Raw genomic sequence first — 26,148 nt, 5'->3', positions numbered from 1 at the left:
GCGCTGGCCGTAACCAGACTAACTGCGACGATAACGCCCTGGTTATGAGTTGATATGTCGCTATCCCGACTCCTGATTAAAGATTTCCGCAATATTGAAAATGCGGATCTCGCTTTATCCCCTGGCTTTAACTTCCTGGTTGGCGCGAACGGCAGCGGCAAAACCAGTGTGCTGGAAGCCATCTATACGCTCGGCCATGGCCGGGCGTTTCGCAGTTTGCAGATTGGCCGCGTGATTCGCCACGAGCAGGAGTCGTTTGTTTTACACGGGCGTTTGCAGGGTGAAGAACGTGAGACGTCGATTGGCCTGACGAAAGACAAACTGGGCGACAGCAAAGTGCGCATTGACGGCACTGACGGGCACAAGGTCGCAGAACTGGCGCACCTGATGCCGATGCAGCTGATCACGCCTGAGGGGTTTACTTTACTCAACGGCGGCCCCAAATACAGAAGAGCATTCCTTGACTGGGGATGCTTTCACAATGAAGTCGGATTTTTCACCGCCTGGAGTAACCTGAAGCGACTGCTCAAGCAGCGCAATGCAGCACTGCGCCAGGTGAGCCGTTATGAGCAACTGCGCCCGTGGGATAAAGAACTGATCCCACTGGCGGAACAAATCAGCACCTGGCGCGCGGAGTACAGCGCCGGTATCGCGCAGGATATGGCGGATACCTGCCAGCAGTTTCTTCCCGAGTTTTCGCTCTCCTTCTCATTCCAGCGCGGCTGGGAGAAAGAGACTGATTATGCCGAAGTGCTGGAACGCAGTTTTGAACGCGATCGCATGTTGACCTACACTGCGCACGGCCCGCATAAGGCGGATTTCCGCATTCGCGCCGACGGTGCGCCGGTGGAAGATACGTTGTCGCGTGGGCAGCTAAAGCTGCTGATGTGCGCCTTACGTCTGGCGCAAGGGGAGTTCCTGACCCGTGAAAGCGGGCGGCGCTGCCTGTACCTGATAGATGATTTTGCCTCTGAACTGGATGACGCGCGTCGCGGACTGCTGGCCAGCCGCTTAAAAGCCACGCAATCTCAGGTCTTTGTCAGCGCAATAAGCGCTGAACACGTTATAGACATGTCCGATGAAAATTCGAAGATGTTTACCGTGGAAAAGGGTAAAATAACGGATTAACCCAAGATAAAATGAGCGAGAAACGTTGATGTCGAATTCTTATGACTCCTCCAGTATCAAAGTCCTGAAAGGACTGGATGCGGTGCGTAAGCGCCCGGGTATGTATATCGGCGACACGGATGACGGCACCGGTCTGCACCACATGGTATTCGAGGTGGTAGATAACGCTATCGACGAAGCGCTCGCGGGTCACTGTAAAGATATCGTGGTAACGATTCACGCTGACAACTCCGTGTCCGTTACCGATGATGGCCGTGGTATCCCAACCGGTATTCACCCGGAAGAGGGCGTTTCGGCAGCGGAAGTTATCATGACCGTTTTGCACGCAGGCGGTAAATTCGATGATAACTCCTATAAAGTTTCCGGCGGTCTGCACGGCGTGGGTGTTTCCGTCGTTAACGCCCTGTCACAGAAGCTGGAACTGGTGATTCGTCGTGAAGGCAAAGTGCATCAGCAAACTTACGTGCACGGTGTGCCGCAGGCGCCGCTGGCAGTAACCGGCGAAACAGAATTGACCGGGACTCAGGTCCGTTTCTGGCCAAGCCACGAAACCTTTACCAATGTTGTTGAATTTGAATACGACATTCTGGCGAAACGTCTGCGTGAGCTGTCATTCCTGAACTCCGGCGTCTCTATTCGTCTGCGCGACAAGCGTGACGGCAAAGAAGACCATTTCCACTACGAAGGTGGCATCAAGGCGTTTGTTGAATACCTCAACAAAAACAAAACGCCGATCCACCCGAATATCTTCTACTTCTCCACCGAAAAAGACGGTATCGGCGTTGAAGTTGCGCTGCAGTGGAACGATGGTTTCCAGGAAAACATCTACTGCTTCACCAACAACATTCCACAGCGTGACGGCGGTACTCACCTTGCAGGCTTCCGTGCGGCGATGACCCGTACCCTGAACGCCTACATGGACAAAGAAGGCTACAGCAAAAAAGCGAAAGTCAGTGCTACCGGTGACGATGCCCGTGAAGGCCTGATTGCCGTTGTTTCCGTGAAAGTACCGGATCCGAAGTTCTCCTCACAGACCAAAGACAAGCTGGTCTCCTCTGAGGTGAAATCGGCGGTAGAACAGCAGATGAACGAACTGCTGAGCGAATATCTGCTGGAAAACCCGTCTGACGCGAAAATCGTTGTCGGCAAAATTATTGATGCTGCGCGTGCTCGTGAAGCTGCACGTCGTGCGCGTGAAATGACCCGTCGTAAAGGCGCGCTGGACTTAGCGGGTCTGCCGGGCAAGCTGGCGGACTGTCAGGAACGCGACCCGGCGTTGTCCGAACTGTACCTTGTGGAAGGGGACTCCGCGGGCGGTTCTGCTAAGCAGGGCCGTAACCGTAAAAACCAGGCGATTCTGCCGCTGAAGGGTAAAATCCTCAACGTCGAGAAAGCGCGCTTTGACAAGATGCTCTCCTCTCAGGAAGTCGCGACGCTGATCACCGCGCTCGGCTGTGGCATCGGTCGTGACGAGTACAACCCGGACAAACTGCGTTATCACAGCATCATCATCATGACCGATGCCGACGTCGACGGCTCGCACATTCGTACGCTACTGTTGACCTTCTTCTATCGTCAGATGCCGGAAATCGTTGAACGCGGCCACGTTTACATTGCACAGCCACCGCTGTACAAAGTGAAAAAAGGCAAGCAGGAACAGTACATTAAAGATGACGAAGCGATGGATCAGTATCAGATCTCTATCGCTCTGGATGGCGCAACGCTGCACACCAACGCTAGCGCACCAGCCCTTTCCGGTGAGTCGTTAGAGAAACTGGTTTCTGAATACAACGCGACGCAGAAAATGATTGGCCGTATGGAACGTCGTTTCCCGAAAGCGCTGCTGAAAGAGCTGGTTTATCAACCGACGCTGCCAGAAGCTGATTTGGCTGATGAAGCGAAAGTTACGGCCTGGGTTTCCCAGTTGGTTAACGTGCTTAATGAAAACGAAATGCACGGCAGCACCTGGAATAGCTTCGTGCGTAAAGACGCTGAACTGAACCTGTTCGAACCGGTGATCCGGGTGCGTACCCACGGTGTCGATACTGACTATCCATTGGAGCATGAATTTGTGACCGGTGGCGAGTACCATCGTATTTGTACGCTTGGCGAGAAGCTGCGTGGGCTGATCGAAGACGATGCGTTTATCGAACGTGGCGAGCGTCGCCAGCCGGTTGCCAGCTTTGAGCAGGCGCTGGAATGGCTGCAGAAAGAGTCTCGTCGTGGCCTCGCTATCCAGCGATATAAAGGTCTGGGCGAGATGAACCCGGAACAGCTGTGGGAAACCACCATGGATCCGGAAAGCCGTCGTATGCTGCGCGTTACCGTGAAGGATGCGATTGCTGCCGACCAGCTGTTCACCACGCTGATGGGCGATGCCGTTGAACCGCGTCGCGCATTTATCGAAGAAAACGCCCTGAAAGCGGCGAACATCGATATTTAAGCCAATCTGTAGGCCGGATAAGGCGGTTTACGCCGCCATCCGGCAAGACGTTGTATTGTGCCTGATGGCGCGTTGCTTATCAGACCTACAAACGACAACCAATCTACAAAAAGGGGAATCTCGATTCCCCTTTCTATCCCCCTTTTCGTAGCTGTTTTTTGAGCGGAATCGCGTTAGCATGAGGACGGACTCATTTAATCCGGGGAACTCATGGCTATCAAACTTATTGCTATCGACATGGATGGCACACTTCTGCTGCCCGATCACACCATTTCACCAGCGGTTAAAACGGCGATTGCCGCGGCACGCGCGCGTGGCGTGAATGTGGTGCTGACCACGGGACGCCCGTATGCCGGCGTTCACAGCTATCTGAAAGAACTACATATGGAACAACCCGGTGACTACTGCATTACCTACAACGGTGCGCTGGTGCAGAAAGCAGGGGATGGCAGTACCGTGGCGCAAACCGCGCTGAGCTATGATGATTATCGTTACCTGGAGCAGCTCTCCCGGGAAGTCGGCTCGCATTTCCACGCCCTCGATCGCAATACGCTGTATACCGCGAACCGTGATATCAGCTACTACACGGTACACGAATCGTTTGTTGCGACGATTCCGTTGGTGTTCTGCGAAGCCGAGAAAATGGATCCTGCAACCCAGTTCCTGAAAGTGATGATGATTGACGAGCCGGAGATCCTCGATAAAGCTATCTCTCGTCTACCTGCGGAAGTAAAAGAGAAGTACACCGTGCTGAAAAGTGCGCCGTATTTCCTCGAAATCCTCGATAAACGCGTCAATAAAGGGACGGGCGTAAAATCGCTGGCCGATGCGTTAGGCATTAAAGCCGAAGAGGTGATGGCGATTGGCGATCAGGAAAACGACATCGCGATGATTGAATACGCAGGGGTGGGCGTTGCCATGGATAACGCTATTCCGTCAGTCAAAGAAATCGCCAACTTCGTGACGAAATCTAACCTTGAAGATGGCGTCGCCTGGGCGATTGAGAAATACGTCCTTTCCTGATGCGTGTTATGCCTGGCCTCGGCTGGGCATTAACATTAAAATGTTATAAAACATATATTTATATTATCAGATGTGAAACCGCACATTAATACCTCCACATAGTACGTAACTTCTATACTCTCCCTTCTTCTTTTATATCTGGGCAATTCCTGCCTGCTACTAAACTTTCTTATGACAAACACAAGCATCCGCGTGGTGTTGATAACGTCTTCCTGTCTGGTTTTTCATGCCAGTGCCGCGACGGATTCCAGCTCAACTATTACACCTCTCTTTGGCTATCAGGATGACGGTCTGTCTGCGCCTGTACCGGAAAAAACGACGGTTAAACCTGCCGAAAACCACACCATTTTGCCCTTTTTAGGCGATGAAGCGCGTAAGCGCGGATATGAACTACCGGCACCGTTTGGCGTGAATATTAACTACATGAATATCCGACAAAATATTAATGTGGATAGTATTAACTTCAACGGTCTTTCCCTCGGTGGCCGCTCACTGGATAACGCGTTTAAAATTAGCGTCGGCAATACGCGTGAACGCAGTAAAACCGAAACGCTGAAGCTGGATGCCTGGCTGCTGCCGTTTATGAATGTCTATGGCCTTATTGGCTATACCGATGGCCACTCCGTTTCGCAAATAGGCGTCGGGATAAAAGGCCCCCTTAAAGACCGCACACCAAGCAGTTTGCAGAATCTGGCGTTTCAGCTCGACTTTAAAGGCACCACCTACGGCGTAGGGACGACGTTGGTCGGCGGTGTAGGCAACTGGTTTACTGCTTTTGATGCCAACTACACCCAGACGCGGTTCGATATTCTGGATGGGAGTATTGACGCCTTAACTCTTTCTCCGCGCATCGGATATCGCTTTACCACCCCCAGTGTGGATGCGCTGCACCTGCCATCCGGAAAGTTGAATCTATGGGTTGGCAGTATGTACCAGGACGTGCAGCAAGAATTTAGCGGTAGCCTTAACGACCTCACCATGCCGTCTGAAACGCTGCAAAGACTCGTTGATATTGCCAACAAAGACGGTAATGGTCGCTTTGACGTTAAACAGCATCTGCAATCCCCCTGGAACGTGCTGGTGGGCGCACAGTATGAAATTACCCGGAACTTCAACGTCACGACCGAAATCGGCTTTGCTGAACGTAACAGTTTCTTCATGGCGGGAGAGTATCGCTTTTGAGCCGTCTTACCCTCTTCCTGCTGTTCAACATGCTCTCCTGTACAGTGCGGGCAGCGTTGCCAAGCCGAGGCGAAGTTGACGGTTGGCTAAATAAGTTGGGTGCCAGTGATAGCTTTGACGCCAGCAAAGGCATTGACTGGGGCGTAATGCCGGGACCGTTTTATACCCCGGAGCTGGGGTTAGGGATCGGTACAGCGGTGGTGGGGATGTATCGCCCTGACCCGAATGATACGGTAAGCCAAAACTCGACGCTGACGCTCAGCGGCTATTTTAGCTCAACTGGCGCATTCGGTATCACGATGCAAAATTACGCATTTTTTGCCGACGATCGGTGGCGATTTTTTCTCAATGGCGCATTAACGGATACTCCAACCTACTACTGGGGGCAAGGTTTTAGCGCTGGGGATAAAGATAACCAAAAACAGCAATACACCGCTCAGGTTCTGGAGTTGCGTCCAACGTTGTATCGCCAGTTGGCACCCAATGTTTATCTGGGGCTTGGCTGGTCGCTGAACGCCCAGCACGCTACCCAAATGGACGATAACGATCCGCCCAACATTGAGCATACCGGGCAGGGGGCGTCGGTTCTCAGCTCCGGAAGTAGTGTCGAACTCAGCTGGGACGATCGTGATTTCGTTCCCAACCCGCGTAAAGGACAGTATGCCGATGTGCGCTATACCCGATTCACACCAGAGGTGGGAAGCGATACGCGATTTGATGAATATCAACTGCACTACAGCCGCTATCACTCGCTGGACGAGAACAATGTGCTTGCCTGGGAGATGGACGGCGCGTTTACCCAGGGCGATGTGCCGTGGAGCATGATGCCGCTGCTTGGCAGCAATCAGCGTATGCGCGGTTATTACGAAGGGCGCTACCGGGATAAAAACGCCGTCAGCGGGCAACTGGAGTATCGGCGGAAACTTGACTGGCGGCATGGTGTGGTTGGTTGGCTCGGTGCGGGCACGATGGGACCCTCTTTTCATGCGCTGGACGATGGACGCTGGTTACCGTCCGCCGGTGTGGGCTACCGCTTTGAATTTAAGCCCCGGGTGAATGTGCGTCTTGATTATGGGATTGGCAAAGGGAGCAGCGGTTTTTATTTTCAGGTTGGAGAAGCATTTTGATCAATAAGGTGGTGTTAATAGCGCTCTTATGGCTGGCAACGGCGATAGCCCGTGCGGCAATACCTGTAACTTTGCAGCTCGTTTCTGCAGAGGATAAGCCCCTGGTTACTGCCTGGCCGGTAGTTTCACCCCTCCCTGCACCTCAGGGATTACGTCCGTGCTGCGCGTTTGGCTACGACCTGCACGCACAGGTACTGCATATGCCGGTGCCATTTTATGAACTTGATAATGTTGTCACGATCGATAGCATCGGCGAGCACCGCTATAACGATAGCCTACTGTTAGGGATAGCGAATCTGGCAGGGATCGGGCATGAGACTAACGGCATAGTGTATACCGCTCGCGGTGGCTTCATTGATACCGCACATGTCCGTGATACCGCAGACATGACGGCCTGGCTCTTTAGCCATCTTCTTCCACGGCTTGGTCAATCATTTACGCTGCGTCTGGATGATGAGCTTGCGCAACGGCATATCGTATTTAATGCTTTCACACCCCCCGCAGAGCCTGCTGATCGTTACGCGCTAGCGGCATGGATGGCCGCGCATCTGGCGTTTCAGCTCGCTGCCTGGCATGAAATTGCGCAATGGTATGGTTTTGAGTCTGTTCCAGGATTTTCGGAGGAGGTTTCTGCATTTTCCCCGGAAGATCTCTACTCAAATTTGTTGGGTACCAGAATTGCGGTATCGCTGATCCTCAATGGGCAACTGGCAACAACGGAAATGTACGATGCGGCGATGAACAACGCGCTGCGCCAGGCGTTGATGCAATTGGGGGCAAAACCGGAAAAAATCACCCGCTTTCAGTTTGATATGCTGGATGGCAAATGGTGGAACAGCAAGCGTCGGGTACCAGAGAAATATTTGGTTCTGCACAGAAACTATGATGTGAGTGACTCGCGTTTACCGACGCCGGTACCGGGTGAACAAGCCTCGCCATTGAGACTGATGTTGCCACATCACTGGCGAGAATATTCCCTTGATGCGTTGGCACAACTCGAACTTTGGCCTGGCCGTACAATGGAGCGGCTGCCTACGCCAGGTTCCTGGTACACCGTCGCCAACTTTCCCGCGCTGGCTACGGTGGCACAAGGCCGTGACAGCGAGGTGAACTCAGTCCCTTAAAAAAACGCGCCATAATGTCATAGCCATACTACGCGATTTCTCACGCTTTGCTTTTGCTGGCGGGTGACTTTCAGATTTTGCCAAGGGAATATGCGCCACGCCGCTGCGCATTATCCATTTACGGGAAAACGCTGACGTCAGGGCCCGGCTTTTCAGGATTTTGCCATACAGTTTGAGACGTAACTTGTGGGTGGCTTTACGGTAAGCGTGATTCATATCTGGTGTATCCCGCAGCAGTACCGATTTGAGGATCTCCGCGCTGTCCAGCGCATAGCTAATCCCTTCCAGCGAGCTGGCGCTGATAAAACCGGCCGCTTCACCAATCAAAAATGCGTTGTCCTCGCCGCAGACGAAGTCTTTCCAGCGTGAGGGAAATAGCACCGTACATTTTTCACTTTTCACCGGTTTGCCGAACTGGAAATGGAACGCTTCCAGCTTCTCTTTCAGCGCGTCAAAGCGTGCCTGTCCGTCCTTCATGGGGTAGGCACCACCAAAGATAAAATAGCCATCTTTGCTGATACTCCAGGAATAACAGTCAGTTGCATCGTTATCAAAAATACAGGAATAGAACGGTACGGGATGCTTTTCCGCAAACCATTGTTGAATAGCGACATATTTACGGATTTGGTGCTGTGGATAGAGATGACGGCGCACCAGTGAGTTCGCACCGTCTGCCCCCACCAGATAACGTGCAGTTATCTGCTGCTCCCAACCGTCGGCGCGGAAGATAACATGCCATTTATCGCCCTCGCGCCAGATTTTCCGGCACAGGCTGTCGTGATAAACCTGCACATCATCAGGGATGAGAGATTTAAGCCATAAATCAAAAGCATGGCGGTTGATATTAATGTAGCTGCGCTGGTAGTTACGCGTCAAAGAAGCGGCAACATCAACCGTTTTAACGCTAAAAATCTGCGGGTTGGCGATAACATCAACGGGTAAGGTAATCCCGTCGCGGATAAACGAACGCTGGGCGTCCGGGGCCAGCAGACCGCCGCAGGGTTTAGTGAAACCTTCGTTGCCGCACTGGCGTTTTTTATCCAACGCAATCACGCGCATTTTTCCGCTTAACTGTCGCGCCAGCGCTGCGCCTGCCGGACCTAAACCGATAATCGCTACGTCAAAATGTTCCATCTTTCTGTCCGCAAAAATGAAGATGGCGATACGCTAAAGCCTGAAAGTGAAGTGCTTGTGAAGTATGATTGTTTTAATCGTCTTGTATCAGGGCATCTCATGAAGCAAATCACCTTTACGTCGCGTAATCATCAGCTTACCAATATCAACACCTGGACACCGGACAGCCAGTGGCTGGTCTTTGATGTGCGCCCTTCCGGCGCCTCTTTTGCCGGTGAAACAATTGAGCGCGTCAATATCCATACAGGCGAGCTGGAGGTGATTTACCGGGCTACTCAGGGATCGCACGTTGGCGTGGTGACCGTTCATCCAAAGTTGGAAAAATATGTCTTCATTCACGGACCTGAAAATCCTGATGAAACATGGCATTACGACTTCCATCATCGTCGAGGGGTGATTGTTACCCAGGCTGGGGTGGAGAATCTGGATGCGATGGATATTACCGAGCCGTACACGCCAGGCGCGTTGCGTGGCGGGAGTCATGTGCATGTCTTTAGCCCAAACGGTGAGTTTGTCAGTTTCACCTATAACGACCATGTTCTGCATGAGCGCTCTCCGGCGCTCGATTTACGCAACGTCGGTGTGGCTGCACCGTATGGTCCGGTGAAGGTCTCCGCGCAGCATCCGCGTGAATACAGTGGCAGCCATTGGTGCGTGCTGGTGAGCCAGACGACACCAACGCCAAAACCGGGTAGCGATGAGATTAACCGCGCCTATGAAGAGGGCTGGGTTGGAGAAAACAGGCTGGCGTTTATCGGTGATACGCTATCAGCCACTGGAGAGAAAGTACCAGAGCTGTTTATTGTTGATTTGCCACAGGATGAAAGCGGCTGGAAACAGCCGGGGGACGCGCCTCTGGAGGGGACTGACATGACCATGCCTGCGCCACCATCCGGTATTCGCCAACGCCGTCTGACGTTTACCCATGAGCGCGCCTTCCCGGGGCTGGTGAATCAGCCTCGCCACTGGGTACGCAGTAATCCAAAGGCATCTGAGATTGCGTTTTTAATGCGTGATGACAACGGTATTGTACAGCTATGGCTGATTTCCCCACAGGGTGGATCGCTGCGTCAGCTTACCCAGTGCGCTACGAATATTCAGTCAGCCTTTAACTGGCACCCATCGGGGAAATGGCTGGGATTTGTACTGGAGAACAGAATTGCCTGTTGTGATGTTCAAACGGGCGAGATTGATTTTTTAACGGAACGTCATGATAACCCGCCGTCGGCCGATGCGATCGTCTTCTCCCCTGATGGTCGACAGGTTGCGTGGATGGAAGACGTCGAGGGTTTCCGCCAGCTGTGGGTGACTGAAACCGGGCGTTAATTTATGGAGCAGACATTTCTGCCGGGGGAATAACGGCGTTCGTGGCCTGGGTTCTCTCCTCGCTCTTTTCTACGCGGGATCTCACCGAGTTATCTTTGCGAAAGAGATCCCAAGGTAGCAATACCGTATCGAGCACCGCGGTAAAAGGCATATCCAGAATCGCCAGCGACTTGGTTCCCCAGTTCGTATCACTTTCGCTAATCATTGTGGCACTGGCTCGCGTGCCAGGATACGTCCCTTCTTTGCCACCTGTATGCGACATGATGCTGGAACAGCCGCTTACAAACGCCATCCCACTACACATCGTCAGTGTTACCAACATTTTTTTAATCATCATTTATTCATCTGTATTTATCGTGTTTGCATGGTGAGTTAAAGCGATCCGTTGCGAAAATAACATCACCATTTCGTCGCACTGTGGCGGCCATCGCGATTTAACGAGAACAACTGCTCCCCCCAGTGTATGCAATAGACAACAAACTGCAAAAAAAGTCAGATGAATACGCTTGAAAAGTTTGTATTAAGACCCATTTTTAGAGTGTAGACAAATGAAGGGCATGCCTGATGGGTGTCCTGGCTACCTGACCTGTCCATGATGGAAGGTCAATTATTCTCGCTGATTTCAGGAGCTATTGATTATGCGTAACTTTGATTTATCCCCGCTGTACCGTTCTGCTATTGGTTTTGACCGTCTGTTTAACCTGCTGGAAAACAATCAGGGCCAGAGCAATGGAGGCTACCCTCCGTACAACGTTGAGCTGGTAGACGAAAACCATTACCGCATTGCAATTGCCGTTGCCGGTTTTGCTGAAAGCGAACTGGAAATTACTGCCCAGGACAATCTGCTGGTGGTAAAAGGCGCCCATGCGGACGATCAAAAAGAACGTACTTACCTGTATCAGGGTATTGCCGAGCGCAACTTTGAACGCAAGTTCCAGTTAGCGGAGAACATTCATGTTCGCGGCGCAAACCTGGTAAATGGTCTGCTGTATATCGATCTTGAGCGCGTGATTCCTGAAGCGAACAAACCGCGCCGCATCGAAATTAACTAATTCTGTAGGCCGCTTCAGGCGGCCTTGCTAAGTCATCGGCTTGCCGTCAGGGAGCCGAAAGGTACCTACTCGCTTCTTAGAAGGAGATTATTATGCGTAACTACGATTTATCCCCACTGCTGCGTCAATGGATCGGTTTTGACAAACTGGCCAATGCCTTGCAAAACACCGGTGAAAGCCAGAGCTTCCCGCCTTATAACATCGAAAAGAGCGATGATAACCACTACCGCATTACCCTTGCGTTAGCCGGTTTCCGCCAGGAAGATCTGGATATTCAACTGGAAGGCACGCGCCTGACCGTGAAAGGTACGCCGCAGCAGCCGGAAAAAGAGACCAAATGGTTGCATCAGGGGCTGGTCACTCAGCCGTTCAGCCTGAGCTTTACGCTGGCTGAAAATATGGAGGTCTCCGGCGCAAGCTTCACTAACGGCTTGCTGCATATTGATTTGACCCGGAATGAACCTGAAACCATTGCTCCACAACGTATCGCCATCAGCGAACGTCCTGCATTAGATAGTTAAATAGCTCCATGCCTTTGCCCCGCCAGAAATGACGGGGCTTTTTTGTGCTTTACCACCCATACATTGCGACTGTACTCTGCGAGAATCCATTTACTTAATGATGTTATTCACAGGGAACAGGATATGAGTGATATAGCATTGACGGTCAGCGTTCTGGCATTGGTGGCAGTTGTCGGGTTATGGATCGGCAACATAAAAATACGTGGTGTGGGTTTTGGCATTGGAGGCGTGCTGTTCGGCGGTATTATCGTCGGGCATTTTGTCGATCAGGCAGGGATGACCCTGAGCGGCGACATGCTGCATTTTATTCAGGAATTTGGCCTGATTCTTTTCGTCTACACCATTGGTATTCAGGTGGGGCCGGGCTTTTTTGCTTCTCTGCGCGTTTCGGGCCTGCGGCTGAATCTGTTTGCTGTGCTGATTGTCATCATGGGGGGCCTGGTCACCGCGATCCTGCATAAGATTTTTGCCATTCCTCTCCCTGTGGTGCTGGGAATATTCTCTGGAGCGGTCACCAATACCCCGGCGTTAGGTGCGGGGCAGCAAATTCTGCGCGATTTAGGTACGCCTGGCGATGTGGTTGACCAGATGGGGATGAGCTATGCCATGGCTTATCCTTTCGGCATCTGCGGAATTTTACTGACCATGTGGCTGATGCGCCTTATTTTCCGCGTTAACGTCGATGCTGAAGCCCATCAGCATGAATCCACGCTGACCAACGGGCACGCACTGATTCAGACGATGAACATCTGCGTGGAAAACCCAAACATCAACAATATGGCGATTCAGGATGTCCCGATTCTGAACAGCGACAAAATCATCTGCTCGCGTCTGAAACGTGACGAGACATTGATGGTGCCGTCGCCAGGGACTGTTATCCAGATGGGCGACCTGCTACACCTGGTCGGACAGCCTGCTGACCTGCATAACGCGCAGGTGGTGATTGGGCAGGAGGTAGACACATCGCTGTCTACGCGAGGTACCGATTTACGCGTCGAACGCGTGGTGGTGACCAACGAACAGGTGCTGGGTAAACGTATCCGCGACCTGCACTTTAAAGAACGTTACGACGTGGTGATTTCCCGCCTGAACCGTGCGGGTGTTGAGCTGGTAGCCAGCAGTGACGCCAGCCTGCAATTCGGGGATATCCTCAATCTGGTGGGGCGTCCCGCGTCCATTGATGCCGTTGCCAATGTTGTGGGTAACGCGCAGCAAAAACTGCAGCAGGTGCAGATGCTGCCGGTATTTATCGGTATCGGGCTGGGTGTTCTACTGGGTTCAATCCCGCTGTTCATCCCGGGGTTCCCGGTGGCGTTGAAACTGGGGTTGGCCGGCGGGCCGCTGATTATGGCCCTGATCCTGGGGCGTATTGGTAGCATCGGTAAGCTGTACTGGTTTATGCCTCCCAGCGCTAACCTGGCGTTGCGAGAGTTGGGTATCGTGCTGTTTCTTGCGGTGGTGGGTCTGAAGTCAGGCGGTGATTTTGTCGATACCCTAACACAGGGAGATGGCCTGAGCTGGGTGGGTTACGGTATTTTCATTACCGCGATTCCGCTCATTACCGTGGGCTTGCTGGCGCGAATCTTTGCCAAAATGAACTATCTGACGCTGTGCGGCATGTTGGCTGGCTCAATGACCGATCCCCCGGCTCTGGCGTTTGCTAATAACCTGCATGCCACCAGCGGGGCGGCAGCGCTCTCCTACGCGACCGTTTATCCGCTGGTCATGTTCTTGAGGATTATCACCCCGCAACTGCTGGCGGTGCTCTTCTGGGGATTAGGTTAAAACTGACGTATCCGGCCTGCATCTCCTGTAGGCCGGATAAAACGCAACTCACCATCCGGCATTACAAACACCCTCTCTCTTTCCCATTGTCTCATCACCCGACTCGCCCTCTCGTTTGAGAATCAGGTTCATACTCCTTAACTGTTCCGGTATAACGACCAGACAACAATATTTAAGGAGCTGTCATGAAGATTTCTCGCCTTGGAGAAGCACCGGATTATCGCTTCTCACTGGCAAATGAGCGTACTTTTCTGGCGTGGATCCGCACCGCGCTCGGATTTCTGGCGGCGGGGGTTGGCCTTGATCAACTGGCCCCGGATTTTGCCACGCCGGTCATCCGTGAGGCACTTGCCTTGTTGCTGTGTCTGTTTGCCGGCGGTCTGGCGATCTACGGCTACCTGCGCTGGCTACGTAACGAAAAGGCGATGCGACTGAAAGAGGACTTGCCCTACACCCACAGCCTGCTGATTATCAGCGTCATGCTGACTATTGTGGCGGTGATTGTCATGACGCTGGTGCTGTATGCCGGATAGCCGCAAATCCCGACGCATCGCTGACCCGGGGTTACAACCGGAGCGGACTTCACTGGCCTGGTTTCGCACGTTGTTGGGCTATGGCGCGTTAATGGCGCTGGCGATTAAGCACAACTGGCACCAGGCGGGAGCGTTGTTCTGGATATCGGTAGTTGTGCTGGCGATAGTGGCGATTATCCTCTGGCGCTACACCCGCAGCCGTAATCTGATGGATGTGAGTCATAGCGATTTTTCTGAATCTCGCGCGGTGCGTGACAAATTTATGATCTCCCTCGCGGTGTTATCCCTCGCAATGCTGTTTGCTGTAACGCATGTTCGCCAACTTATCGTATTTATCGGGAATTTTGCATGACAGGATGTGAGAACATGGATGTTAGTGATGATGTTTTAAACGTGGTGATTGACCATCAGAAGTGTTTACAACCGGTTGAAGTGTACCGTGGTTTGCAACAAGGAAATGTTCGCCTGGTACAGTTTATTCCGCTGGTTAGGCACGATGGTTCAGGTCATCTGACAGACGAATCGGTTACGTCTGAGGCATGGGGCCGATTTTTAATTACGATATTTGATATCTGGGTACGTGAAGATATTAATCAGATATCTATCCAGCTTTTCGATAAAACGCTTCGCCAGTGGTGTGGTCTGACGGCACAGATTGAACGACAGACCATGTCATCAATGAATACGCGTTGCCAGACATGCTCATTGTTTCAATATTACCACGGTGATTGTCCTGCGTACTGCGAGGAAAATGGAAAGGGCGTGCTGTGTGCAGGCTATCAGGCTTTCTTCAGCCATACCGCACCGCATATGCGCGTGATGCGTGACCTGCTTAAGCAGCATCGCTCACCTATGGAGCTGATGGCGATGCTGCGTTAAGCTCAGCGGTATTTAACGTCCTTTGGCCAGATACTGCGCCATTTCATCTTCCGGGACCATTCCACCGCCGGTCGCCCACACCAGGTGGGTGGCGTTATTGAGCTGATCCGCGCTGAAGCCGTGCATGTGCTGATAGTCAGCAGAGGCGCAAACGTGTTGCGGACCGGCCATCCCTGCCAGCGCTGACGGTTCGAGGCGAATACCTTCTTCCTGCGCCAGCCAGCCCAGCATATCGTACATCGTCTGATCGTCCAGGGTGTACAGACCGTCGAGCAGACGTTCCATTGCCCGGCCAACAAAGCCAGACGCACGGCCGACAGCCAGCCCATCAGCCGCCGTCAGGTTGTCGATGCCAATATCCTGCACGGAAATCGTATCGTGCAACCCGGTATAAATCCCCAGCAGCATGCACGGTGAATGGGTTGGTTCTGCGAAGAAGCAGTGCACGTTATCGCCAAACGCCAGCTTCAGGCCAAACGCCACGCCGCCAGGGCCACCGCCGACGCCGCATGGCAGGTAAACAAACAGTGGATGGTCTGCATCCACCACGCGCCCCTGCTGGGCAAACTGCGCCTTTAAGCGCTGTCCGGCCACCGCATAGCCTAAAAACAGCGTGCGGGAATTTTCATCATCGATAAAGAAGCAGTTTGGATCGGACTCCGCCGCCTTACGGCCTTGTTCAACCGCCACGCCGTAATCTTCTTCATACTCCACGACCGTCACACCGTGGCTGCGCAGTTTGGCTTTTTTCCATGCGCGGGCATCGGCCGACATATGCACCGTCACCTTAAAGCCGATACGGGCGCTCATAATGCCAATCGACATGCCGAGGTTACCGGTGGAGCCTACCGCGATGCTGTACTGGCTAAAGAACTGTTTGAATTCGGGCGAAAGCAGAACGCTGTAATCGTCTTGTGTGGTCAGCAGACCGGCTTCCAGCGCCAGTTTTTCCGCGTGGGTCAGTACTTCATAAATGCCACCACGGGCTTTAATCGAGCCAGAAATTGGCAGGTGACTGTCTTTCTTCAGCAGAATTTCGCCATTGATGCGCTGCCCGTACTCTTTCTCCAGCCGCTTTTGCATGGCCGGAATCGCGGCCAGCTCAGATTCAATAATGCCGCCGGTGGCCGCGGTTTCCGGGAATGCCTTTGCCAGGTACGGCGCAAAGCGCGTCAGACGGGCGTGAGCATCCTGAACATCGTGTTCAGTCAGGCCAACATACGGTAAACCTTCCGCAAGAGAGGTGGTGCCAGGGTTAAACCAGGTTGTCTCCTTGAGAGCAACCAGATCTTCCACTAAAGGATACTGGGCGATAAGTGTTTGAATGTTTTCCATAGTCAGTCTCTTTGCGCTTAGATAATAAAGGAAAGCAGGAATGTGCAAGCCAGTGCAATCACGGACGCGATAAATGTCGCGGTCGTATAGTATTTAAACGTTTCATTCAGGGTGGCACCGCAGTATTGCTTCACCAGCCAGAAGAGGGAATCGGTAACGATCGTGCAGCCAATAGCGCCGGAACCGATAGCAATGGCGATGATCTCCGGGCTGACGTTGGGATAGAGCGGCAGCATCGGTGCAACGATTGCCGTGGCGCCCATCATTGCCACCGTGGCGGAACCCACCGCGGCATGCAGGATTAACGCCACCAGCCACGCCAGCAGAATCGGGTGCATATGCATGTTCGAGAGGATCAGCGCAAGAGTATCCGCCAGCCCACTGCTCTTGAGGATAGCGTTGAACGCGCCGCCTGCGCCGATAATCAACAGAATGTTAGCGATGGAGCCAAAACCGTTTTCAGTGTGGGTCAGCAACGTACCCATACCGATGTGCTGACGCAGGCCGAGAATGTAATAGGCAACGAAAACGGCAATAAACATCGCGGTGATCGGGTTACCAATAAACTCCAGCAGCGTATATACCGTGCTGCCTTTCGCCATGTTCAGCTCAGCGACGGTTTTTACCAGCATCAGGCCAATCGGCAGCAGAACGGTAAACAGCGTAGCACCCAGCGACGGTAGCGTACTTTCGTCACGCACTTTAAGGTCAGAAAACTCAGCCGGAACCGGTTTAAACGGCAGACGGTTACCCAGGAATTTCAGGTACAGAGGACCGCCGATCAGCGAGGCCATCAAGCCGACCAGTAAGCCGTAGACAATCACGGTGCCAATGTCTGCGCCCAGCTTGTTCGCCACGAACAGGGCTGCCGGATGCGGTGGAACCACGCAGTGCACCGCCATCAGCGCCGTACACAGCGGAATCGCCAGCTTCAGTAATGAAGTATTGGTTTTCTTGGCAATTGAAAAGGCCAGTGGAATCAACAGCACCACGCCGACTTCAACAAACAGCGTGATCCCGCAAATCAGCCCAACCAGAACCATAATGACGTCGGTGGATAGCCAGCGGCAGCGCTGCAGCGTCAGGCCAATGCGTTCGGCTGCGCCGGACACTTCCATCATTTTGCCCAGAATGGTCCCAAGGCCGATAACCGCGGCGAGGAAGCCCAGCGTACCGCCGATGCCACTCTCAATGGCATTGACCATATCCAACGGCCCCATGCCCATCATCGTACCCACGAAGAAGCTGGCTAACAGTAGCGCCAGAAACGGGTGGAATTTGAACTTCACGATGGTCAAAACGATTAACACGATGCTTATCAGCAGCGTGCTCACAACCCAGATTTGAGAGTGCATAACTCACCTTGCCCTGTGATTAATATAGGGTTATTGGACAAAAATAAGGCATGGTCTGACAAACGATATAAATCCCCCTTCACATGAGCCAGATTGCATCAAATGAGTGATTTATGTCTAATTGCGCTTTGTTTATGCGATATGGTTCACTCTGATTCACCTTTGAGCTGATTTTTGCAGCGAACTTTTTTACACTCCAGCGCATGAATCAGAAGGAAAGGAGGTGAGAATGGATCCCCTACGCGAAGTCAGAAACCGGCTGCTCAACGGCTGGCAGTTGTCAAAGCTGTATACTTTTGAAGTGGCGGCCCGGCATCAGTCGTTTGCGCTGGCGGCAGACGAGCTGTCATTGAGCCCCAGCGCCGTCAGCCATCGCATAAATCAGCTTGAAGATGAGCTTGGTATCCAATTATTTGTTCGTTCTCATCGCAAAGTGGAACTCACTCATGAGGGCAAACGGGTATTTTGGGCGCTGAAGTCGTCACTGGACACGCTTAACCAGGAGATTCTTGATATTAAGAATCAGGAGCTCTCGGGGACGCTCACCGTCTACTCACGGCCTTCTATCGCCCAGTGCTGGCTGGTTCCGGCGCTCGGCGACTTTACCCGTCGCTACCCGTCAATTTCGCTAACCATGTTGACCGGGAACGACAACGTCAATCTACAGCGTGCGGGTATCGATCTCGCCATCTATTTTGACGATGCACCCTCCGCGCAACTCACGCATCACTTCCTGATGGATGAAGAGATCCTGCCGGTGTGCAGCCCGGACTACGCCCGCCGCCATGACCTTACCGGTTCGCTGGTGAATTTGCCGCACTGTACGTTGCTGCACGACAGACAGGCGTGGAGTAACGATTCCGGGACCGATGAGTGGCACAGTTGGGCGCAGCATTTTGCGGCGAATTTGCCGACATCGTCGGGGATTGGTTTTGATCGTTCGGATTTAGCAGTAATTGCGGCAATGAACCATATCGGCGTGGCGATGGGCCGAAAACGGCTGGTGCAAAAACGCCTCGACAGCGGAGAGTTGATTGCGCCTTTTGGCGATATGGCGCTGAAATGTCATCAGCATTACTACATCACCACGCTGCCCGGCAGGCAGTGGCCGAAAATCGAGGCGTTTATTGGCTGGCTACAGGAGCAGGTTAAATAAGCGGGTCGCGAATATTTTTTACGCTTTCGCTCTACACTGAAAGTGAAAAAGCGTGCTAAATACGTGATATCACTCCTGATGATTTGCGTAAGGACGACCGTGTTAAAGCCGATTGTTTCCCTTTTACTGTTGGCCAGCGCCACCGTGTGTGCCGCGCAACCTGCGTTGACGGCGGCGCAGTATGTGCAGCAGCTTGGGGTTGGGATGGACGTAGATTGGGCGCGTACCGATCGGGGCATCCGTGAATTCGATCCGCTGGTGGTGAGGGATTATAAGGCGAAAGGGTTGACCCACGTGCGCATTCGCGTGGCGGGTGAGCCTACGGAGGCGCGGCTCATTCATCTGCGCAAGCTGGTGGAAGCCTGCGAGCAGTATGGCGTGATCCCGATAATCGCCTATCAGGCTGACGAGTATAAAAAAGACCCCAGTGCCAGTAACGAAAAAGAGGTGGTTAACTGGTGGGTGGCAGTGGCGCATTACTTTGGTCAAAGTTCGCCGTTGCTGGGTTTCGACCTGATTTATGAACCTGCCGATAAGCTCAACCATAATCAGGCGTCGCTCAATAGGGTGTATGACAAAACCATCCGTACCATCCATGCCATCGATCCACAGCGAATGATATTTATCGCGCCGAAACTGCATGCCGCTCCGGAAGATTTGCCCAACCTAAAGTTGCCGCCGCAAAGTCAGAATACCGTGCTGGCCCAATGGCATATTTTCCCGTGGGGGCCGCTGAAAAATAACGGTAAATACCCGTGGACCTCAGGGACAGCGGCAGAAAAGGCCGCCATTCGCGCCCGTATCAATACCGCCATTCACTGGCAGCAGAAAACCGGTCATGTTAGTTGGGTAGGAGGCTGGTCGCCGGGAGAAACCATCAGGAATGCGCCTTCTGCCTCGCAAATGGCGTTTGCCCGCTTTATGGCTTGCGAGCTGAAGAAAGCGAAAATTCCCTATGCTATTAATGCGGATACGCAGTTCTATGATGGTGAGGAAGGGGCATGGAGACCGGCGCTGGAGCCGTTGTTGAATACCATGATTGCCCCTGAGTGTGAAAAGCCCGGCGAGAAGCCGGGCCATCATACGCTTAAACCGCCTGTCCCTGATGCGACACGCGTGACGCCAGCGGAAGCCAGCAAACAAAAATCAACAGCCCCATAAGGGTCATCAGCAGGCCCAGACTGGCTTGCCCGGTCTGCGGCAGCATGGCAGAGAACCACGCCAGCACGCCGGAACCAATGTTCTGTAATCCACCAACCAGCGCACCAGCAGTACCGGCCAGGAACGGGAAAGGCTCCATTGCGCCGCTGGTTGCCAGCGGAAACAGCATCCCGGCGCCGAAGAAAAACAGTGCGGCGGGAACCAGCAGCGTCCAGACGTTCATCACGTCGAACAGACCAGGGATCCACATCATCAAACCGGCGACCAGACAGCAGATAACTGACTGCCACATTAGCGTCGAGAAACGCTTATTCGGGCGACCGGCGAACCAGGCACCAAAAAACGCCGCCGGAATGGGCAGAATAAACAGGATACTGACCACCATGCTGCTTAAGCCGAGACGCGCGCCTAACAACACCCCGGAACAGGCTTCGAAGACCGCAACGCCCGCCAGGCCGCCGATCAGCATCAGCACGTAACAGGTGAAAGAGCTGTTGCCAAACAGCGTTTTGTAGCTGGCGATAAGCCGTGGACGCGGCGCACCTGCGGGGCGCGTTTCCGGCATCCAGCGCGCCATGCTAAACGTAACGCCTGCGCACAGCACCAGCAGGAAGATGTAACAGGCACGCCAGTTCCACAGGGTATCCAGCATACCGCCAATCAATGGTGCCAGCAGTGGGCTGACCAGAATCCCCATGTTTAACAGGCTATTAGCGTGGCGTAACTGCGTGCCTTCATACAAATCGCGCGGTAACGTTCGCGCCATCACACCGCCGACGCCCGTTCCCATCCCCTGTATTGCGCTGGCGATAATCAATACCGTCAGGCTGTGGGTGGTTATGGCGACCAGCGTAGCCAGCATAAAAATGGACATCCCGGCGAGGATCACCGGGCGGCGGCCAACGCGATCGGAAAGTGGGCCGTAAATCAGTTGTGACAGGCCGTAGGTCAACAGATAGGCGGCCATCACGCTTTGCACCGCCCCTTCGCGAACGTTCAGTTCACGCGCCATATCAGCAATCGCGGGGATATAAATGGTTTGCGCCATCTGACCTACCGCCACCAGTAATACCAACATCAACAACAAATTGACGCTTCTATGCCTTTTCATTTCGCTGATTACTTTTCAAAAAGTGAAAAAATAAGAATAAGGTGCTGCACTTTCCCGTAAATGCGCGTGGAATCTACCACAACAGAAAAAGAAGGCCAGATAGTGGGCTGGAATGTTTAAACGATGAACGGCAGGAAATGTAAACAAAAAGCGGCAACAAATGTTGCCGAATTGCATCGGGTTTACAGAGGTCATGATAAGCGTAGCAAAACTGCGCCTATGGCAATGCCTCCAGCCGCAACGAGACGTATTCCGGCAACCTTCTCTTTCAGTAGCAGCCACGCGAGCAGCGCGCCAAACAGGATGGAAGTTTCACGCAGCGCAGCGACTACCGCCAACGGAGCCTGAGTCATGGCCCACAGCGCCAGACCGTAAGAACCCATTGTGCCAATCCCGCCAAGAATACCTTTTTTCCACTGTTGTACCAGATAACGTGACGCTTCCCGGCGTCGGGCAATCATCGCCCAGCCCAGCAGGCAGGAGCCGTTCAGAAAGAAGGTCCACAGCGTATAACCCAGCGCGGTTTCAGATAAACGTACGCCGGTGCCATCAACCAGCGTATATCCGGCGATAAAGCAGGCGTTAATGAGCGCCAGCACGATCCCGCGTTGCGAGCTGCTGCGTCCGTTAAACGCCATGCCGAGGATCGCCAGACAGATCGTGGCAATCCCCACCCAGGCTAGAACAGAGAGGCTATCGCCAAGAAACAGGACGCTGATAATTGCGACCAGTAGTGGCGCTGTGCCGCGCATTAACGGATAGGTCTGGCTCATATCCGAAACCTGATAGGTTTTGGCGACCAGGACGGTATATACAATTTGCAACGCAGTTGAGACGGCTAAAAACGGCAGGCTGGCGGCGGAAGGTTGCGGCGCAAAGGGTAAGCAAATCAATGCCATAATTGCAGCAGAACCGCTGACACCGATCGCTGAGTACAGTTTATCGTTTCCAGCTTTAACAATGGCATTCCAGCTGGCATGCAGCAGCGCGGCGAACAGCAAAATGCAGAAAACAGAAAGCGTCATGGTGGAATTCTTCCCTGAGAATGTCATAAAAACGTAACATATTGGCGCGACACAAGCACCAGGGAGAAGGTGAAAGGGGAGCGGAGTGTTACCCGCCCCCCTTAGGTGCGACTTGAATCCGAATTACTTAACGTATTTCAGAACAGCATCAAGTAGTTGCAGTGCTGCAACAATGAGTTTGAGGATAAGAATAGCGATATCCACGAGGCTCATACGCTCTCCTTTTGGTACAAGGAGCACGGTGCTGACGTACCTCGCCGCTGCCTGTTGCCAGCACCTTTGTTGACATAACACAGTGTGCTCACACGGGGGTTAAGGCGCTGACGGCACCACCCGTTTCAGCCAGGACTTTGATGCGCCGGTTTACGATGCGGCCCCCGCATAACACATTGCGTACCGAGACATTATAGATAAATACTGTATAAATTAACAGTATTTTATGGACGTTACGCTATTCATGTTCCATACTCAAAACCATCAAAATTCGTGCCGAAATTGCGTGTTCTTCGCAGAACGCGTATACTTTTTTCGTTGACATAACACAGTGTGTTCGGCGGCTACCAACCGCACAGCATTGAAAAAAACCTCGCTCCGGCGGGGTTTTTTGTTTTTCAGCAATGCACAACGAAATGTGATCGTTGACGCATTTTTATGCAGATGAAAATTTTTCCATTGTCACGCTGAAAAACCTGTGTTTGTATAAATCCAGTTAATCAACAAACAGACAGGTCCCTAATGAACCCTTCCATGCTGACTGCGACCCTACTAAAAACTGCGCCATCTCGCGCAGCGGTCGTCGTGCGTGTGGTGGTGGTCGTCGGCAATGCGCCGTAGGGTCCGAATCAACACACGATTCCAAAACCCCGCCGGCGCAAACCGGGCGGGGTTTTTCGTTTCAGAGACCTGCCCGGAGCAAAGGCCCAGAATAAAAGGACTGGAGCATGGCAAGTTCGGGCATAACATCCAAGCGTACGCGTTTTACGGGCGCAGAATTCATCGTTCATTTCCTGGAACGCCAGGGAATTCAGGTTGTTACCGGTATTCCCGGCGGATCGATTCTTCCCGTCTATGACGCCTTAAGTCAAAGCACGCAAATCCGTCATATCCTGGCGCGCCACGAGCAAGGAGCAGGGTTTATCGCTCAGGGAATGGCGAGAACCGATGGCAAACCCGCCGTCTGTATGGCCTGCAGCGGACCGGGCGCAACCAATCTGGTGACCGCCATTGCCGATGCGCGTCTGGATTCCATCCCGCTGGTGTGTATCACCGGGCAGGTTCCGGCCTCAATGATTGGCACCGACGCCTTCCAGGAAGTCGACACCTACGGCATCTCTATCCCCATCACTAAGCACAACTATCTGGTCCGCCATATCAGTGAATTACCGCAGGTCATGAGCGATGCGTTCCGCATTGCACAGTCCGGACGTCCAGGCCCGGTGTGGATAGACATTCCTAAGGATATTCAAACCGCCGTTTTTGACATTGAAGAGATGCCGGAGCCTGCACAGAAAATGGAGGCACCAGCGTTCAGCCAGGACAGCATTCGCGATGCCGCAGCCATGATTAACGCCGCACAGCGTCCGGTGCTGTACCTCGGCGGCGGCGTGATTAACGCACCTGAGCGCGTACGTGAACTGGCGGAAAAAGCGATGCTGCCCACCACTATGACCTTAATGGCGCTCGGTATGTTGCCGAAAGCGCATCCGCTGTCGTTAGGCATGCTGGGCATGCACGGCGCGCGTAGCACTAACTTTATTCTGCAAGAAGCGGATTTATTGATTGTTCTGGGCGCACGTTTTGATGACCGGGCGATTGGTAAAACGGAGCAGTTCTGCCCGAACGCCAAAATCATTCACGTGGATATCGACCGCGCGGAGCTGGGTAAAATCAAACAACCGCACGTGGCGATTCAGGCGGATGTCGATGAGGTTCTGGCACAATTGATCCCATTAATTGACGCGCAGCCGCGAGAGTCGTGGCATCAGACGGTGGCCGATTTACAACGTGAATTCCCTTGCACTATTCCGCAGGAAAGCGACCCGCTCAGCCACTATGGATTGATCAACGCCGTGGCTGCCTGCGTAGACGATAGCGCCATTATCACCACCGACGTAGGCCAGCATCAGATGTGGGCGGCACAGGCTTATCCGCTGAACCGTCCGCGTCAGTGGCTGACCTCCGGCGGTCTGGGAACTATGGGCTTTGGCCTGCCAGCGGCAATTGGTGCAGCGCTGGCCAATCCAGACAAAAAAGTGCTGTGCTTCTCCGGCGACGGCAGCCTGATGATGAATATTCAGGAAATGGCGACAGCCAGCGAAAATCAGCTGGATATTAAAATCATCCTGATGAATAACGAAGCGTTGGGTCTTGTATATCAGCAGCAGAGTCTGTTCTATAAGCAGGGTGTTTTTGCCGCGACCTATCCGGGGATGATTAACTTTATGCAGATAGCCGCCGGGTTTGGTCTCGAAACCTGCGATCTGAATAACGAAGCGGACCCACAGGCAGCGTTGCAGGAGATTATTAATCGCCCTGGGCCTGCGCTGATCCACGTGCGCATCGATGCCGAACAGAAAGTGTACCCGATGGTGCCGCCGGGTGCGGCAAACACAGAAATGGTGGGGGAATAAGCCATGCAACAGCAGACACATGACAACGTAATCCTGGAACTCACCGTACGCAACCATCCGGGCGTAATGACTCACGTTTGCGGGCTGTTCGCCCGCCGCGCGTTCAACGTAGAAGGCATTCTCTGTCTACCGATTCAGGACAGCGATAAGAGCCGCATCTGGCTACTGGTCAACGACGATCAACGTCTTGAGCAGATGATAAGCCAGATCGACAAGCTGGAAGATGTGGTGAAAGTGGCCCGCAACCAGTCCGATCCGTCGATGTTTAACAAAATTACCGTGTTCTTTGAGTGAGTTAGTCGCCGTCTGAATCTGGGGTGATCACTTTGACAGAGCCGTTCCGGCAGTGGGTTGCGTAATCTGCCGGTAACGGACGGTCGCTTATCAGTACGTCAAAGGTGGAGAGTGGACCAATGCTGGCGGGGGCGACCTCATCGAACAGGGCGTGCCGCGTCAGCAGAATTTTGCGTAATCCGCGTTCCATCGCTTTGCGTTTTGTGGCCAGATCGTCCGGATTGAACCAGCTAACGCCGAAATGCTCATGGACTCCGCTGGCGGAGATAAAGACTTTCCGTGGGTTGAGTGCATCCAGCGGGGAGGGATTGCTGGTGTCGTAAAAGGCGTCACTTTTCGCCCGGTAGGTCCCCCCGCAAAGAATCGCTGTGGCGTTGGGCTTTTCATTTAGCGCTACGAACACCCGGTGCGAGTAGCAAATCCCGGTAAAGGAAATATCGTCCGGGATCATGCTGACCACCAACGGCATTTCCGCACCATTATCAAAAAAGACCAGATCATTTTCACTCACCAGTCCCGCAGCCAGAATGGCAACCGGTAAATCGTCGCGGTGATACTGTTTTTGCGCGGGGAGTGGCGCGTTAACGATGGCAGCAGGTTTGTTCACCATCACAATGTAACCACCGAGCAGCGTGAGTGGTAACGGTTCGTCATCCTGACTGAGATCCCGACGAATAGTCATCACGGAAACTTCCAGCATTCGTGCCGCCTCTTTCAGATGGATTCGGTCGGTCTTCTTCAACAATTCCATCAGACGTCGAATACGTTCTTTTTGCTTAGTTTCCATGTGCTTCTCCACGAATCATGTTCCCATGTTCCTTCAG

General features: G+C 53.1%; 26 protein-coding genes and 1 other annotated feature. Of the genes, 18 read left to right on the top strand and 8 right to left on the bottom strand.

What is annotated here, in order from left to right:
* The first annotated feature begins 54 nt into the window (after positions 1–54).
* The 6 genes from recF to OGY09_RS08590 all read left to right on the top strand — a co-directional run bounded on the left by recF (position 55) and on the right by OGY09_RS08590 (position 8,027).
* Complete coding sequence (gene recF, locus OGY09_RS08615; RefSeq protein ID WP_008786543.1) at positions 55–1,128, top strand: DNA replication/repair protein RecF; 1,074 nt, start codon at positions 55–57, stop codon at positions 1,126–1,128.
* 28 nt (positions 1,129–1,156) lie between these two features.
* Positions 1,157–3,571 carry a DNA topoisomerase (ATP-hydrolyzing) subunit B gene (gene gyrB, locus OGY09_RS08610; protein WP_008786542.1) on the top strand — a complete coding sequence of 805 codons (2,415 nt, stop codon included), beginning with the start codon at positions 1,157–1,159 and terminating at the stop codon, positions 3,569–3,571.
* Positions 3,572–3,781: 210 nt separating this feature from the next.
* Positions 3,782–4,594, top strand: coding sequence for a sugar-phosphatase (gene yidA, locus OGY09_RS08605; protein WP_008786541.1), 813 nt, complete (start codon positions 3,782–3,784; stop codon positions 4,592–4,594).
* 171 nt (positions 4,595–4,765) lie between these two features.
* Positions 4,766–5,776 carry a hypothetical protein gene (locus OGY09_RS08600; protein ID WP_020996043.1) on the top strand — a complete coding sequence of 337 codons (1,011 nt, stop codon included), beginning with the start codon at positions 4,766–4,768 and terminating at the stop codon, positions 5,774–5,776.
* Positions 5,773–6,903: a BamA/TamA family outer membrane protein gene (locus OGY09_RS08595; RefSeq protein ID WP_008786539.1), complete on the top strand. Its 1,131-nt coding sequence runs from the start codon at positions 5,773–5,775 to the stop codon at positions 6,901–6,903. Before OGY09_RS08600 ends, OGY09_RS08595 begins: the two co-directional genes overlap by 4 nt.
* Positions 6,900–8,027 carry a DUF4056 domain-containing protein gene (locus OGY09_RS08590; RefSeq protein WP_032945455.1) on the top strand — a complete coding sequence of 376 codons (1,128 nt, stop codon included), beginning with the start codon at positions 6,900–6,902 and terminating at the stop codon, positions 8,025–8,027. The genes OGY09_RS08595 and OGY09_RS08590 overlap by 4 nt, the downstream gene beginning before the upstream one ends.
* Here the strand turns inward: OGY09_RS08590 and cbrA are convergent.
* A complete protein-coding gene (cbrA, locus tag OGY09_RS08585; protein ID WP_032945448.1) occupies positions 8,016–9,161 on the bottom strand; it encodes a colicin M resistance lipid reductase CbrA in 1,146 nt (381 codons plus the stop codon). The genes OGY09_RS08590 and cbrA overlap by 12 nt on opposite strands.
* 99 nt (positions 9,162–9,260) lie before the next feature.
* On the opposite strand from cbrA, the gene OGY09_RS08580 reads away from it, so the two are divergent.
* The gene (locus OGY09_RS08580) at positions 9,261–10,487 is read left to right on the top strand and encodes a YidR family protein (RefSeq protein WP_032945447.1); all 1,227 of its coding nucleotides are present in this window, start codon (positions 9,261–9,263) and stop codon (positions 10,485–10,487) included.
* Position 10,488: 1 nt separating this feature from the next.
* On the opposite strand, the gene OGY09_RS08575 is transcribed toward OGY09_RS08580, so the two are convergent.
* On the bottom strand, positions 10,489–10,821 hold the full coding sequence (locus OGY09_RS08575; RefSeq protein ID WP_003023879.1) for a YceK/YidQ family lipoprotein: 333 nt from the start codon (positions 10,819–10,821) through the stop codon (positions 10,489–10,491).
* Between the two features lie 238 nt (positions 10,822–11,059).
* Positions 11,060–11,132 (top strand) — a sequence feature (ROSE (Repression Of Heat Shock gene Expression) occurs in the 5'-region of heat shock genes and acts as an RNA thermometer to modulate expression.).
* Between OGY09_RS08575 and ibpA the strand changes: the two genes are divergently transcribed.
* The 6 genes from ibpA (at position 11,126) to OGY09_RS08545 (ending at position 15,257) form a co-directional block, all read left to right on the top strand.
* Positions 11,126–11,539, top strand: coding sequence for a small heat shock chaperone IbpA (ibpA, locus tag OGY09_RS08570; protein ID WP_003023882.1), 414 nt, complete (start codon positions 11,126–11,128; stop codon positions 11,537–11,539). Its footprint overlaps the feature before it by 7 nt.
* Positions 11,540–11,631: 92 nt before the next feature.
* Complete coding sequence (ibpB, locus tag OGY09_RS08565; RefSeq protein WP_003827096.1) at positions 11,632–12,060, top strand: small heat shock chaperone IbpB; 429 nt, start codon at positions 11,632–11,634, stop codon at positions 12,058–12,060.
* A gap of 123 nt (positions 12,061–12,183) precedes the next feature.
* Positions 12,184–13,845, top strand: a complete 1,662-nt coding sequence (locus OGY09_RS08560) for a putative transporter (RefSeq protein ID WP_032945446.1) — start codon at positions 12,184–12,186, stop codon at positions 13,843–13,845.
* A 185-nt stretch (positions 13,846–14,030) separates the two neighbouring features.
* A complete protein-coding gene (locus OGY09_RS08555; protein ID WP_003023888.1) occupies positions 14,031–14,378 on the top strand; it encodes a YidH family protein in 348 nt (115 codons plus the stop codon).
* Positions 14,368–14,730 (top strand): DUF202 domain-containing protein, encoded by a 363-nt coding sequence (locus OGY09_RS08550; protein ID WP_032945444.1) that lies wholly within the window; start codon positions 14,368–14,370, stop codon positions 14,728–14,730. Before OGY09_RS08555 ends, OGY09_RS08550 begins: the two co-directional genes overlap by 11 nt.
* A 14-nt stretch (positions 14,731–14,744) precedes the next feature.
* Positions 14,745–15,257 (top strand): radical SAM protein, encoded by a 513-nt coding sequence (locus OGY09_RS08545; RefSeq protein WP_050592555.1) that lies wholly within the window; start codon positions 14,745–14,747, stop codon positions 15,255–15,257.
* 12 nt (positions 15,258–15,269) lie between these two features.
* Here the strand turns inward: OGY09_RS08545 and dsdA are convergent, their stop codons facing one another.
* Positions 15,270–16,592, bottom strand: a complete 1,323-nt coding sequence (gene dsdA / locus OGY09_RS08540; protein ID WP_003827105.1) for a D-serine ammonia-lyase — start codon at positions 16,590–16,592, stop codon at positions 15,270–15,272.
* 17 nt (positions 16,593–16,609) lie between these two features.
* Positions 16,610–17,947, bottom strand: coding sequence for a D-serine transporter DsdX (gene dsdX / locus OGY09_RS08535; protein ID WP_032945441.1), 1,338 nt, complete (start codon positions 17,945–17,947; stop codon positions 16,610–16,612).
* A 229-nt stretch (positions 17,948–18,176) separates the two neighbouring features.
* Here dsdX and dsdC point away from each other — a divergent pair, with 229 nt between their 5' ends.
* Together dsdC and OGY09_RS08525 are read left to right on the top strand one after the other, a co-directional pair.
* On the top strand, positions 18,177–19,103 hold the full coding sequence (gene dsdC, locus OGY09_RS08530) for a DNA-binding transcriptional regulator DsdC (RefSeq protein WP_003827110.1): 927 nt from the start codon (positions 18,177–18,179) through the stop codon (positions 19,101–19,103).
* Between the two features lie 78 nt (positions 19,104–19,181).
* Positions 19,182–20,264: a cellulase family glycosylhydrolase gene (locus tag OGY09_RS08525; RefSeq protein ID WP_032945440.1), complete on the top strand. Its 1,083-nt coding sequence runs from the start codon at positions 19,182–19,184 to the stop codon at positions 20,262–20,264.
* Here OGY09_RS08525 and emrD read toward each other — a convergent pair.
* The 3 genes from emrD to tisB form a co-directional block, all read right to left on the bottom strand.
* Positions 20,191–21,375, bottom strand: a complete 1,185-nt coding sequence (emrD, locus tag OGY09_RS08520; RefSeq protein WP_032934162.1) for a multidrug efflux MFS transporter EmrD — start codon at positions 21,373–21,375, stop codon at positions 20,191–20,193. The genes OGY09_RS08525 and emrD overlap by 74 nt on opposite strands.
* Before the next feature lie 191 nt (positions 21,376–21,566).
* A complete protein-coding gene (locus tag OGY09_RS08515; protein ID WP_020996046.1) occupies positions 21,567–22,400 on the bottom strand; it encodes an EamA family transporter in 834 nt (277 codons plus the stop codon).
* Positions 22,401–22,523: 123 nt separating this feature from the next.
* The gene (gene tisB, locus OGY09_RS08510; RefSeq protein WP_003023909.1) at positions 22,524–22,613 is read right to left on the bottom strand and encodes a type I toxin-antitoxin system toxin TisB; all 90 of its coding nucleotides are present in this window, start codon (positions 22,611–22,613) and stop codon (positions 22,524–22,526) included.
* A 522-nt stretch (positions 22,614–23,135) separates the two neighbouring features.
* Between tisB and ivbL the strand changes: the two genes are divergently transcribed.
* The 3 genes from ivbL (at position 23,136) to ilvN (ending at position 25,324) form a co-directional block, all read left to right on the top strand.
* Positions 23,136–23,234, top strand: a complete 99-nt coding sequence (ivbL, locus tag OGY09_RS08505) for an ilvB operon leader peptide IvbL (protein ID WP_003827118.1) — start codon at positions 23,136–23,138, stop codon at positions 23,232–23,234.
* A 107-nt stretch (positions 23,235–23,341) separates the two neighbouring features.
* Positions 23,342–25,030: an acetolactate synthase large subunit gene (gene ilvB, locus OGY09_RS08500; protein WP_032945438.1), complete on the top strand. Its 1,689-nt coding sequence runs from the start codon at positions 23,342–23,344 to the stop codon at positions 25,028–25,030.
* 3 nt (positions 25,031–25,033) lie between these two features.
* The gene (gene ilvN / locus OGY09_RS08495) at positions 25,034–25,324 is read left to right on the top strand and encodes an acetolactate synthase small subunit (RefSeq protein WP_003023914.1); all 291 of its coding nucleotides are present in this window, start codon (positions 25,034–25,036) and stop codon (positions 25,322–25,324) included.
* Between the two features lies 1 nt (position 25,325).
* Here ilvN and OGY09_RS08490 read toward each other — a convergent pair whose 3' ends face one another.
* Positions 25,326–26,111: a DeoR family transcriptional regulator gene (locus OGY09_RS08490; RefSeq protein ID WP_003827122.1), complete on the bottom strand. Its 786-nt coding sequence runs from the start codon at positions 26,109–26,111 to the stop codon at positions 25,326–25,328.
* Positions 26,112–26,148 lie beyond the last annotated feature (37 nt).

The sequence above is a fragment of the Citrobacter sp. Cpo071 genome, from assembly GCF_030332765.1.
In the GTDB taxonomy this organism is placed as follows: domain Bacteria; phylum Pseudomonadota; class Gammaproteobacteria; order Enterobacterales; family Enterobacteriaceae; genus Citrobacter; species Citrobacter portucalensis.
Note: the sequence above shows the minus strand (reverse complement) of the source record. Positions and strands in the feature narration are given on the sequence as shown.

Coding starts and splice junctions, on each gene's coding strand:
- recF (WP_008786543.1), top strand. CDS start 55: ATGTCGCTATCCCGACTCCTGATTAAAGATTTCCGCAATATTGAAAAT.
- gyrB (WP_008786542.1), top strand. CDS start 1,157: ATGTCGAATTCTTATGACTCCTCCAGTATCAAAGTCCTGAAAGGACTG.
- yidA (WP_008786541.1), top strand. CDS start 3,782: ATGGCTATCAAACTTATTGCTATCGACATGGATGGCACACTTCTGCTG.
- OGY09_RS08600 (WP_020996043.1), top strand. CDS start 4,766: ATGACAAACACAAGCATCCGCGTGGTGTTGATAACGTCTTCCTGTCTG.
- cbrA (WP_032945448.1), bottom strand. CDS start 9,161: ATGGAACATTTTGACGTAGCGATTATCGGTTTAGGTCCGGCAGGCGCA.
- OGY09_RS08580 (WP_032945447.1), top strand. CDS start 9,261: ATGAAGCAAATCACCTTTACGTCGCGTAATCATCAGCTTACCAATATC.
- OGY09_RS08575 (WP_003023879.1), bottom strand. CDS start 10,821: ATGATTAAAAAAATGTTGGTAACACTGACGATGTGTAGTGGGATGGCG.
- ibpA (WP_003023882.1), top strand. CDS start 11,126: ATGCGTAACTTTGATTTATCCCCGCTGTACCGTTCTGCTATTGGTTTT.
- ibpB (WP_003827096.1), top strand. CDS start 11,632: ATGCGTAACTACGATTTATCCCCACTGCTGCGTCAATGGATCGGTTTT.
- OGY09_RS08560 (WP_032945446.1), top strand. CDS start 12,184: ATGAGTGATATAGCATTGACGGTCAGCGTTCTGGCATTGGTGGCAGTT.
- OGY09_RS08555 (WP_003023888.1), top strand. CDS start 14,031: ATGAAGATTTCTCGCCTTGGAGAAGCACCGGATTATCGCTTCTCACTG.
- OGY09_RS08550 (WP_032945444.1), top strand. CDS start 14,368: ATGCCGGATAGCCGCAAATCCCGACGCATCGCTGACCCGGGGTTACAA.
- OGY09_RS08545 (WP_050592555.1), top strand. CDS start 14,745: ATGGATGTTAGTGATGATGTTTTAAACGTGGTGATTGACCATCAGAAG.
- dsdA (WP_003827105.1), bottom strand. CDS start 16,592: ATGGAAAACATTCAAACACTTATCGCCCAGTATCCTTTAGTGGAAGAT.
- dsdX (WP_032945441.1), bottom strand. CDS start 17,947: ATGCACTCTCAAATCTGGGTTGTGAGCACGCTGCTGATAAGCATCGTG.
- dsdC (WP_003827110.1), top strand. CDS start 18,177: ATGGATCCCCTACGCGAAGTCAGAAACCGGCTGCTCAACGGCTGGCAG.
- OGY09_RS08525 (WP_032945440.1), top strand. CDS start 19,182: ATGATTTGCGTAAGGACGACCGTGTTAAAGCCGATTGTTTCCCTTTTA.
- emrD (WP_032934162.1), bottom strand. CDS start 21,375: ATGAAAAGGCATAGAAGCGTCAATTTGTTGTTGATGTTGGTATTACTG.
- OGY09_RS08515 (WP_020996046.1), bottom strand. CDS start 22,400: ATGACGCTTTCTGTTTTCTGCATTTTGCTGTTCGCCGCGCTGCTGCAT.
- tisB (WP_003023909.1), bottom strand. CDS start 22,613: ATGAGCCTCGTGGATATCGCTATTCTTATCCTCAAACTCATTGTTGCA.
- ivbL (WP_003827118.1), top strand. CDS start 23,136: ATGAACCCTTCCATGCTGACTGCGACCCTACTAAAAACTGCGCCATCT.
- ilvB (WP_032945438.1), top strand. CDS start 23,342: ATGGCAAGTTCGGGCATAACATCCAAGCGTACGCGTTTTACGGGCGCA.
- ilvN (WP_003023914.1), top strand. CDS start 25,034: ATGCAACAGCAGACACATGACAACGTAATCCTGGAACTCACCGTACGC.
- OGY09_RS08490 (WP_003827122.1), bottom strand. CDS start 26,111: ATGGAAACTAAGCAAAAAGAACGTATTCGACGTCTGATGGAATTGTTG.